This is a genomic window from Streptomyces sp. (assembly GCF_050698815.1).
Taxonomy (GTDB): domain Bacteria; phylum Actinomycetota; class Actinomycetes; order Streptomycetales; family Streptomycetaceae; genus Streptomyces.
Map to the genome: position 1 here is coordinate 1 of NZ_JBOHCV010000651.1, position 9448 is coordinate 9448.

General features: G+C 69.9%; 8 protein-coding genes. 7 read left to right on the top strand and 1 reads right to left on the bottom strand.

Annotation, left to right across the window (positions count from 1 at the left end; genetic code table 11):
* Positions 1-111: 111 nt before the first annotated feature.
* The 5 genes from glmU (at position 112) to ACRDP3_RS23440 (ending at position 5007) form a co-directional block, all read left to right on the top strand.
* The gene (gene glmU, locus ACRDP3_RS23420; RefSeq protein ID WP_431518980.1) at positions 112-1581 is read left to right on the top strand and encodes a bifunctional UDP-N-acetylglucosamine diphosphorylase/glucosamine-1-phosphate N-acetyltransferase GlmU; all 1470 of its coding nucleotides are present in this window, start codon (positions 112-114) and stop codon (positions 1579-1581) included.
* A gap of 98 nt (positions 1582-1679) precedes the next feature.
* Positions 1680-2657, top strand: coding sequence for a ribose-phosphate diphosphokinase (locus ACRDP3_RS23425; RefSeq protein WP_431518981.1), 978 nt, complete (start codon positions 1680-1682; stop codon positions 2655-2657).
* 313 nt (positions 2658-2970) lie between these two features.
* Positions 2971-3585, top strand: coding sequence for a 50S ribosomal protein L25/general stress protein Ctc (locus ACRDP3_RS23430; RefSeq protein ID WP_431518982.1), 615 nt, complete (start codon positions 2971-2973; stop codon positions 3583-3585).
* 133 nt (positions 3586-3718) lie between these two features.
* Positions 3719-4336 (top strand): aminoacyl-tRNA hydrolase, encoded by a 618-nt coding sequence (gene pth, locus ACRDP3_RS23435; protein ID WP_431518983.1) that lies wholly within the window; start codon positions 3719-3721, stop codon positions 4334-4336.
* An 83-nt stretch (positions 4337-4419) separates the two neighbouring features.
* On the top strand, positions 4420-5007 hold the full coding sequence (locus tag ACRDP3_RS23440; protein WP_431518984.1) for a hypothetical protein: 588 nt from the start codon (positions 4420-4422) through the stop codon (positions 5005-5007).
* Positions 5008-5033: 26 nt separating this feature from the next.
* Here the strand turns inward: ACRDP3_RS23440 and ppc are convergent, their stop codons facing one another.
* Positions 5034-7790, bottom strand: coding sequence for a phosphoenolpyruvate carboxylase (gene ppc / locus ACRDP3_RS23445; protein WP_431518985.1), 2757 nt, complete (start codon positions 7788-7790; stop codon positions 5034-5036).
* A gap of 314 nt (positions 7791-8104) precedes the next feature.
* Here ppc and ACRDP3_RS23450 point away from each other — a divergent pair, with 314 nt between their 5' ends.
* Both ACRDP3_RS23450 and ACRDP3_RS23455 read left to right on the top strand, forming a co-directional pair.
* Entirely contained in the window at positions 8105-9112 is a 1008-nt protein-coding gene (locus ACRDP3_RS23450) for an acyl-CoA desaturase (protein ID WP_431518986.1), read from the top strand.
* The coding region (locus ACRDP3_RS23455; protein WP_431518987.1) for a TetR/AcrR family transcriptional regulator at positions 9112-9448 on the top strand (337 nt) is incomplete at its 3' end. The genes ACRDP3_RS23450 and ACRDP3_RS23455, both read left to right, overlap by 1 nt.

Genomic DNA, 9448 nt, shown 5'->3' on the forward strand with positions numbered 1-9448 from the left:
CCTCCCTGGTCAGGGCCCGAACTCGTGTCTGGGCCGCGACGCTGCGAGCGCCCGGTAACCCACCGGTATCCTGCGGGTGTTCCCCCATACCCGTAGCCGAAGGGCACATACGTGAGCGCCAATCGCCCGGCAGCCGTCGTCGTACTCGCAGCGGGTGAGGGCACCCGCATGAAGTCGGCGACCCCCAAGGTCCTGCACGAGATCTGCGGCCGTTCCCTGGTCGGTCATGTCGTCGCCGCCTCCCGCAGCCTGGACCCCGAGCACCTCGTCGTGGTCGTCGGGCACGCGAGGGAGCAGGTGACCGCGCATCTCGCCGAGGTGGACGCACAGGCGCGGACCGCGGTGCAGGACGAGCAGAACGGCACCGGGCACGCGGTCCGGATGGGCCTGGAGGAGCTGACCGGAAGCGGCGTCGCCCTGACCGGCACGGTGGTCGTCACCTGCGGGGACACCCCGCTACTCACCGGTGCCACCCTGCAGGCGCTGGCCGACGCGCACACCGCCGACGGCAACGCCGTCACGGTGCTGACCGCTCACGTGCCGGACTCCACGGGGTACGGCCGGATCGTGCGGGACCCGGACAGCGGCGCGGTCACCGCCATCGTCGAGCACAAGGACGCGACCGCGGAGCAGCGTGCCCTGTCCGAGATCAATTCGGGGGTGTTCGCCTTCGACGCCGAGCTGCTGATCGACGCGCTGGGCAAGGTGCGTACGGACAACAGCCAGGGTGAGGAGTACCTGACCGACGTGCTGGGCATCCTGCGCACCGCCGGGCACCGGGTGGGTGCGTCGGTGGCGGCCGGGCACGAGGAGATCCTGGGGATCAACAACCGGGTGCAGCTCGCCGAGGCGCGCCGGCTGCTGAACGGGCGGTTGCTCCAGGAGGCGATGCTGGCGGGGGTCTCGGTGGTGGACCCGGCGTCGACGTGGCTGGATGTGACGGTGACGTACGAGCCGGACGCGGAGGTGCTGCCGGGTACGCAGTTGACCGGGTCGACGCACCTGGCGGCCGACTGTGAGGTGGGCCCGCATTCGCGGCTGACGGACACCGTGGTGGGCGCGGGGGCGCGGGTGAGCAACACGGTGTCGGTGGGTGCGGAGATCGGCCCGGGTGCGGCGGTCGGCCCGTACGCGTATCTGCGGCCGGGTACCCGGCTGGGCGTGCGGACGAAGGTGGGCGGTTTCGTCGAGATCAAGAACACGGAGATCGGTGCCGGCTCGAAGGTGCCGCATCTCTCCTATGTGGGTGACGCGTCGATCGGCGAGCAGAGCAACATCGGTGCGGCGTCGGTCTTCGTCAATTACGACGGCGTGAACAAGCACCGGACGACGATCGGATCACATTGCCGCACGGGTGCGGACAACATGTTCGTGGCGCCGGTCACGGTCGGGGACGGTGCCTATACGGCGGCGGGTTCGGTGATCACGAAGGATGTGCCGCCGGGTTCGCTGGCGGTGGCGCGGGGTCAACAGCGCAATATCGAGGGGTGGGTTGCGCGGAAGCGGCCGGGCAGCGCGGCGGCGCAGGCGGCCGAGGGGGCACGGGGGGCGCAGGAGACACCGCCCGGGCAGGGCGGCTGACGAGGGGGATCGCGGCCGTACCGGGTGCGCGGCGGTGCGGGGCGGGGGCGTACGGTGAGGTGACACGCACGCCCCGCGGAACTCAAGGAGACAGTGCAGTGACCGGGATCAAGACGACCGGCGAAAAGAAGTTGATGTTCTTTTCCGGCCGCGCCCACCCTGAGCTGGCGGAGGAGGTCGCGGATCAGCTGGGGATTTCCGTGGTTCCGACCAAGGTCTTCGACTTTGCCAACGGCGAGATCTATGTCCGCTTCGAGGAGTCCGCGCGCGGCGCCGACTGTTTCGTGATGCAGAGCCACACGGCTCCGATCAATAAGTGGATCATGGAGCAGTTCGTCATGATCGACGCGTTGAAGCGCGCTTCGGCCCGCAGTATCACGGTGATCGTCCCGTTCTACGGTTACGCCCGTCAGGACAAGAAGCACCGCGGGCGGGAGCCCATCTCGGCGCGCTTGATGGCGGACCTGCTGCAGGCCGCGGGTGCGGACCGGATTCTCACGGTGGACCTGCACACGGACCAGATCCAGGGCTTCTTCGACGGTCCCGTGGATCACCTCTTCGCACTGCCGGTGCTGGCGGACTACGTGGGCGCGAAGGTGGACCGGGACAAGCTGACGGTGGTCTCGCCGGACGCCGGCCGGGTGCGGGTCGCCGACCGCTGGGCGGACCGGCTGGGTGCGCCGCTGGCGATCGTGCACAAGCGCCGCGACCCTGAGGTCGCGAACCAGGTGACGGTGCATGAGGTGGTGGGTGATGTCGAGGGCCGGGTGTGTGTCCTGGTGGACGACATGATCGACACCGGCGGCACCATCTGCGCGGCTGCCGACGCGCTGTTCGCGAACGGCGCGGAGGATGTCATCGTCACGGCGACGCACGGGGTGCTGTCGGGTCCGGCGGCTGACCGGCTGAAGAATTCGAAGGTGAGCGAGTTCATCTTCATGGACACGCTGCCGACCCCCGGCGAGCTGGACCTGGACAAGATCACGGTGTTGTCGATGGCTCCGACGATCGCTCGCGCGGTGCGTGAGGTCTTCGAGGACGGCTCGGTGACCAGCCTCTTCGACGAGCAGGCGTAAGGGCGGACGTAAGGGCCGGCGTGAGAGCAGGCGTGAGAGCAGGCGTGCGTACGTCCTGCTGATCGATTTCCGCCCGGCCTCCCCCGCCGCGTAGACTCACCGGGTCGCTCGGCGAGGGAGGCCGCCCGTCGCACGTACGCACTGGTGCGTACGCGTACGGAACCGGCTCATCCGTTATCGGCGCGCGCTCTTCGTCAGGGTCTCCGTGGGCCGCTTTCCGCTCCCGGCCGGCTCTGCGGCGTAGCCGGTCTGTCGTGGACGGACCGAGTGACACCACAGATCCGAGATCCGTCTTGAGTACGAGGAGCGCAGCATGGCTGACGTCAATATCACCGCGAGTGTCCGTGACGAGTTCGGCAAGGGTGCCGCGCGCCGTCTCCGCCGCGAGGAGAAGATCCCGGCCGTCATCTACGGGCACGGCGACGAGCCGGTCCACGTGGCGCTGCCCAGCTACGACATGATGATGGCCCTGAAGACCCCGAACGTGCTGATCCACCTGGACGTCGAGGGCAAGAAGCGGCTCGTCATTCCGAAGGCCATCCAGCGTGAGGCCATCCGCGGCTTCCTGGTGCACATGGACCTGCTGGTGGTCCGCCGGGGCGAGAAGGTCAACGTCGACATCCCGATCCACGTCGAGGGTGAGCTGGCTCCGGGGCAGAACCTGGTGGAGCACGTGCTCAACTCGCTGCCGGTCGAGGCGGAGGCCACGCACATTCCGGAGGGCGTCACCGTCTCCGTCGAGGGTCTGGACGCGGGCGACTCGATCCACGCCAGGGACATCAAGCTCCCCAAGGGCACCTCGCTTGCCGTGGACGAGGACGACGTCGTGATCCAGGTGCTCGCGGCGCAGGCCGAGGAGCCGTCGGCCGAGGAGGAGGCCGTGGGCGAAGCCGTCGAGGAGGCCCCCAGCGAGGCCACCGCGGAGTAGTACCCGGCTCTTCGCCGGTCTTTCCCGCCTGCCGCCGCGCTCCCCTGGCCGCGCCAGAGGAGCGCGGCGGCGGTCGTTCACCGCACGCTCCCGCCGCCCCAGTTCTCCCGAGTTCTCCGCCTAAGGACCACAGATGACGACCAACGCCAGTACGGATGACGCCGTGTCGGGGACGGGGCCCTGGCTCGTCGTGGGGCTGGGCAATCCGGGTCCCGGCTATGCCGGCAACCGGCACAACGTGGGCTTTCTGGTCACCGATCTGCTCGCCGCCCGGCTCGGCGGGAAGTTCACCTCGCACCGGTCACGCGCGCGGGTGCTGGAGGGACGCATCGGCATGCCGGGCAGTTCGGGCCGTCGTGTCGTGCTCGCCCAGCCGATGTCGTACATGAACCTCTCGGGCGGCCCGGTCACGGCGCTGCGGGACTACTACAAGCTGCCGGTGGAGCGGATCGTCGTGATCCACGACGAGCTGGACATCGACTTCGGTGTGCTGCGGCTGAAGAAGGGCGGCGGCGACAACGGCCACAACGGGCTGAAGTCGCTCACCAAGTCGCTCGGCGCCGACTACTACCGGGTACGGTTCGGGGTGGGGCGGCCGCCGGGCCGGATGCCGGTCGCGGACTACGTGCTGAAGGATTTCCCGGGCCCGGAACGCAAGGAGCTGGACTACTTCGTGGACCGGGCCGCCGATGCCGTGGAGTCGTTGATCCTGGACGGACTCGAGCGGGCGCAGAGTACGTACAACTCCTGACCGTCGGGCATAATCCGGCCGAATACCCGCCAAGCGGGGTCCGGAGGTTGACCCTCCGGCCCGGTTGTTCAAGGATCGCCGCCATGTCGCCCTCGCCCATCTCGCCCACATCGCCCACCTCGCCCGACTCGTCAGCCTCGCCTCTCCCGGCCGCGTCGGCATCGCCGGCCAGGACCGTCAAGCGCAGCCGTGCCCGACGGGCCGGGGAGAACGCGTTCGGGGTGCTGCTGCTGGTGCGGAACATCGTGCTGAGCCTGGTCGTCCTGCTGCTGCTGGCCGCCGGTGGCTGGACGTCCTGGGAGACGGTGCGGCCGACGCTCACCGGCGACCAGCACGGCACGGTCGAGGTCCTCAAGTGCGGTCAGGGCGACTGCACGGCCTCGTTCGCCCCCGCGGGTGACCAGGAGGCGCCCTCGCAGCGGGTGACCATCCCCGAGTCCGTCTCGGGCGAGGTCGGCGAGCGCCTCACGGTCGCGCTGCGGCCCGGCACGAAAGAGGTGGTACGGACGGGGCCCGCCGGTGTGCTGTACGCGGTGGTGCCGACCGGGGGGTCGCTGGTGCTGGCGTCCCTGGTCATCGCGGGAGGGCTGCGATGGCGGCGTACGGCGCTGGTGACGGGGCTGCTGGGGTTCGGACTGATGGGGGGCGCCTGGGCGGCGCTCAGCTTCTGAGCGAGCCGGGACGCCCCCCTCCCGCTTCAGCCGGTGTTGCGCAGTCCGGCGGCGACGCCGTTGACGGTCAGCAGCAGGGCACGGCCGAGCATCTGGTCGGGTTCCTCACCGCGTGCGGCCGCCGCCCGCTGCCGGTGCAGCAGGGTCACCTGGAGGTAGGAGAGCGGGTCGAGGTAGGCGTCGCGGATGCCGAACGTCTGCTTGAGCACGGGGCTGGCGTCGAGCAGTTCGCGTTCGCCGGTGATGCGCAGCACTTCCCGCACGGTCAGTTCGTGTTCGGCGCGGATGGTGTCGAAGACGTGCTTGAGTTCGTCGGGCACGAGGGTGCCGACGTAGTGCTGTGCGATCCGGAGATCGGTCTTGGCCAGCGTCATCTCCACGTTGGCGAGGAAGTTCTGGAAGAACTGCCAGTGCCCGTGCGCCTCTTCGAGCACTCCGCCGAGACCGGCCTCGCGGGCCTTCCGCAGACCGGTGCCGACGCCGTACCAGCCGGGCACGATCTGCCGCGACTGGGTCCAGCCGAAGACCCACGGGATGGCGCGCAGTCCGTCCAGTCCGGCACCGCTGTCGGGGCGGCGGGAGGGGCGGGAGCCGAGGTGGAGTTCGGCCAGCTGGTCGACGGGCGTGGAGGCGAAGAAGTAGGCGGGCAGGTCGGGGTCCTCCACCAGCCTCCGGTACGCGCCGTGTGCCGCGTCGGAGACGGTGTCCATGGCGTCGTCCCAGCGGGCCAGCGCCTCGTCTGACTGGCGGGGCGCGGTGTGCAGCGCGGAGGCCTGCAGGGTGGCCGCGACGGTCAGTTCCAGGTTCTCCCGCGCCAGGGACGGCACCAGGTACTTGTCGGAGATGACCTCGCCCTGTTCGGTGACCTTGATCTCGCCTTCGAGGGTGCCGAAGGGCTGGGCGAGGATCGCGTCGTGGGTGGGGCCGCCGCCGCGGCCGACGGTGCCGCCGCGGCCGTGGAAGAGCCGCAGCCGTACGCCGTGCCGGTGTGCGACGTCGCGCAGCCGCCGCTGGGCGCGGTGGATCTCCCACTGGGAGGTGGTGATGCCGCCGAACTTGGAGGAGTCGGAGTAGCCGAGCATGACCTCCTGAAGGTCGCCGCGGAGCGAGACGAGCTTGCGGTAGGAGGGGTCGGAGAGCATCGCGTCGAGCAGTTCGTCGGCGATCTTCAGCTCGTCCGTGGTCTCCAGCAGCGGCACGATGCCGATCTTCGCCCAGCCGCCGTGCAGGTCGATCAGCCCGGCCTCGCGGGCGAGCACGGCGGCGGCGAAGACGTCGTCGGCGCCCGCGCACATGGAGATGATGTAGGACTCGATGACCTCGGGCCCGAAGGTCTCCAGCGCCCTGCGGACGGTGGCGAAGACGCCGAGAGTACGGGCGCCGTCCTCGTCCAGCGGCGCCGGGGAGGGCGAGAGGGGGCGGCGGGAGCGGAGCTCCTTGGCGAGGAGGCGCTGCCGGTAGTCGCGGGGCATGTCGGCGTACCGCCAGGATTCCTCGCCGAGCCGGTCGAAGAGCTGGCCGAGGGCGTGGTGGTGGGCGTCGGCGTGTTCGCGTACGTCCATCGTGGCGAGCTGGAGGCCGAAGGCGGCAAGGGTCCGCAGCAGCCGCTCGAGGCGACCGTCGGCGACGAGTTCGCCGCGGTGGGCGCGCAGCGAGGTCTGCAGCAGGGTCAGGTCCTCGATGAGTTCGGTGGTGCCCAGGTAGTCGCGCCCGTCCACGTGGGGGGCGTCGGCGGCGAGCCGGTCGCGGGTGTTGAGGAGCTTCTGCCGTACGCAGGTGGCCTTGAGCCGGTAGGGCTCTTCGGCGTTGAGCCGCTTGTAGCGGGGGCTGATCTCGCGCAGCCGTTCCAGGTCGCTGTTGAGGGAGTCCAGCAGTTCGGGTGTGGCGCCGCTGTTGCGGATGGAGTTGGACAGGGCGCCGCGCAGCTCGTCGATGTGCTCGAGGGCGTCGGTGATGCCGTGCTCGTGCTGGAGGAGCAGCACGTCCCAGGTCACCTCCGGGGTGACGTTGGGGTTGCCGTCGCGGTCGCCGCCGATCCAGGTGCCGAAGGTGAGGGGGCGGGTGCCGGTGGGCAGGGGCGCGCCGGCCCGGTCCAGTTCGTCCGCGAGGTCTTCGAGTACGTCGCCGACGGCACCGCGGTGCAGCTCGTCCAGGTAGTAGACGGCGTTGCGGGCCTCGTCGGCGGGTTCGGGGCGGGCGACGCGCAGCTCGTCCGTCTGCCAGACGAGGTCGATGTTCTCGGCGAGCCGCAGGTCGGTGCGGCGCTGCTCGGTGGGGTCGGTCTGTTCGAGCAGCTCGGCGATCTTGCGGAGCTTGGTGAGGACGGAGCGGCGGGCGGCCTCGGTGGGGTGTGCGGTGAAGACGGGCCGGACGCCGAGGTTGCGCACGGTCTCGGCCAGGTGGGCCGGGTCGGCGTCCTTGAGCATGTCGGCGGTGCGGGAGAGGTTGCCGCCCTCGGCCGCGCGCCGGGTGCGCAGCTCGCGGCCGCGGTGGACCTGCTCGGTGACGTTGGCGAGGTGGAAGTAGGTCGAGAAGGCCCGTACCAGCTTGGTGGCCGTCTCCAGGTCGGTCCTGCCGAGCAGGGCCGCGGCCGCCTCGCCGTCGCTGCGCGTCAGGGCTCGGACACGTTCGACCAGGTCGAGGAGGTCCGCGCCTTCCTGCCGTACGAGCGTCTCGCCGAGCAGGTCGCCGAGCCGGCGGATGTCGGCGCGCAGTGCGGTGGCGGACTCGGTCTCGGTGGCGTCGGCGGTGGCGTCGGCACTGCTCGGATCGGCGCTGCTCACTGGTGTGGCTCCTTGCGGTTTCTCACTTCGGGCAGGTCACGGACCGCGCTGTCCGACGCTCACCAGGGTAAGTGGGGCGTGGCCGGGTCCGGTATGCCGTCCGATGGGTGAGCACGGTGCCGTATCCCCCACGCCCCCCTTGATCCGCCGGTGAGGGCTGCCATACTTACGACGCCGTAGGTTACGGTTCCGTAGGACTTGCGTGGACACACGACCCGGTAGACGCGCAGAAAACCGCAACACCCGCGATCACCCGCGACCACCGCGATGACCGCGATCAACACCGCCCCTTACCGCTCTGACAAGGGACATTCATGACCACCAGCCCCCCGGACGTACTCGACAGCTCAACGGACACCACGGGGACTCCCCCCGGAGACTCCCCCGAGTCTCCGGCCCCCTCCGGCACGCTGGGCGGCGAGAAGTACCGCTCGGTTGAGCAGATCACCCTCCTGGGCTTCATCATCGTCCCCTTCCTCGCCGTTGTGGCGGCTGTGCCGCTGACGTGGGGCTGGGGCGTGAGCTGGCTGGATCTGGGCCTGCTCACCGCGATGTACTTCATCGGCTGCCACGGCATCACCATCGGCTTCCACCGCTACTTCACGCACGGCTCCTTCAAGGCGAAGCGGCCGCTGCGCATCGCGCTCGCGGTCGTCGGTTCGCTGGCCGTGGAGGGCCCGGTGATCCGCTGGGTCGCCGACCACCGCAAGCACCACAAGTTCTCCGACGCCGAGGGCGACCCGCACTCGCCGTGGCGCTACGGAGAGACCGTCCCCGCGCTGATGAAGGGCCTGTGGTGGGCGCACATCGGCTGGATGTTCGACCAGGAGCGGACGTCACAGGAGAAGTACGCGCCCGACCTGATCAAGGACTCGGCCGTCCGCGCCGTCTCCCGGCAGTTCGTGCTCTGGACCGCCGTGTCGCTGCTGCTGCCCGCCGCCGTGGGCGGACTGGTCACGATGTCCTGGATGGGCGCGCTTACGGCCTTCTTCTGGGGCTCGTTGGTACGGGTCGCACTGCTGCACCACGTCACCTGGTCCATCAACTCGATCTGCCACGCGGTCGGCAAGCGCCCCTTCAAGTCCCGTGACAAGTCGGGCAACGTGTGGTGGCTGGCGATCCTGTCCTGCGGCGAGTCCTGGCACAACCTGCACCACGCCGACCCCACCAGTGCACGGCACGGCGTGGAGAAGGGCCAGCTGGACTCCAGCGCCCGCATCATCCGCTGGATGGAGCAGGCCGGCTGGGCCTACGACGTGCGCTGGCCGCGCAGCGACCGTCTCGACTCCCGCCGCAAGGAGCAGCCCGAACAAGCGGCATGATGGAGGCTGTGCCGACAGAAGACAGCACCGCCAGGCCGACTCGGCCCCCCAAGAAGGAAAAGCGCGCAGCTCGCCGCCGGATGACCGGCAAGGAGCGGCGTGAGCAGCTCCTCGACATCGGCCGCACTCTCTTCGCGGACCGTGGCTTCGAGGGCACCTCGGTGGAAGAGATCGCGGCGCGGGCCGGGGTCTCCAAGCCGGTGGTCTATGAGCACTTCGGCGGCAAGGAAGGCCTCTACGCGGTCGTCATCGACCGTGAGATGCGCAAGCTGCTGGAGATGGTGACGGGTGCGCTCACGGGGGGGCACCCGCGCGAACTGCTGGAACAGGCCGCCT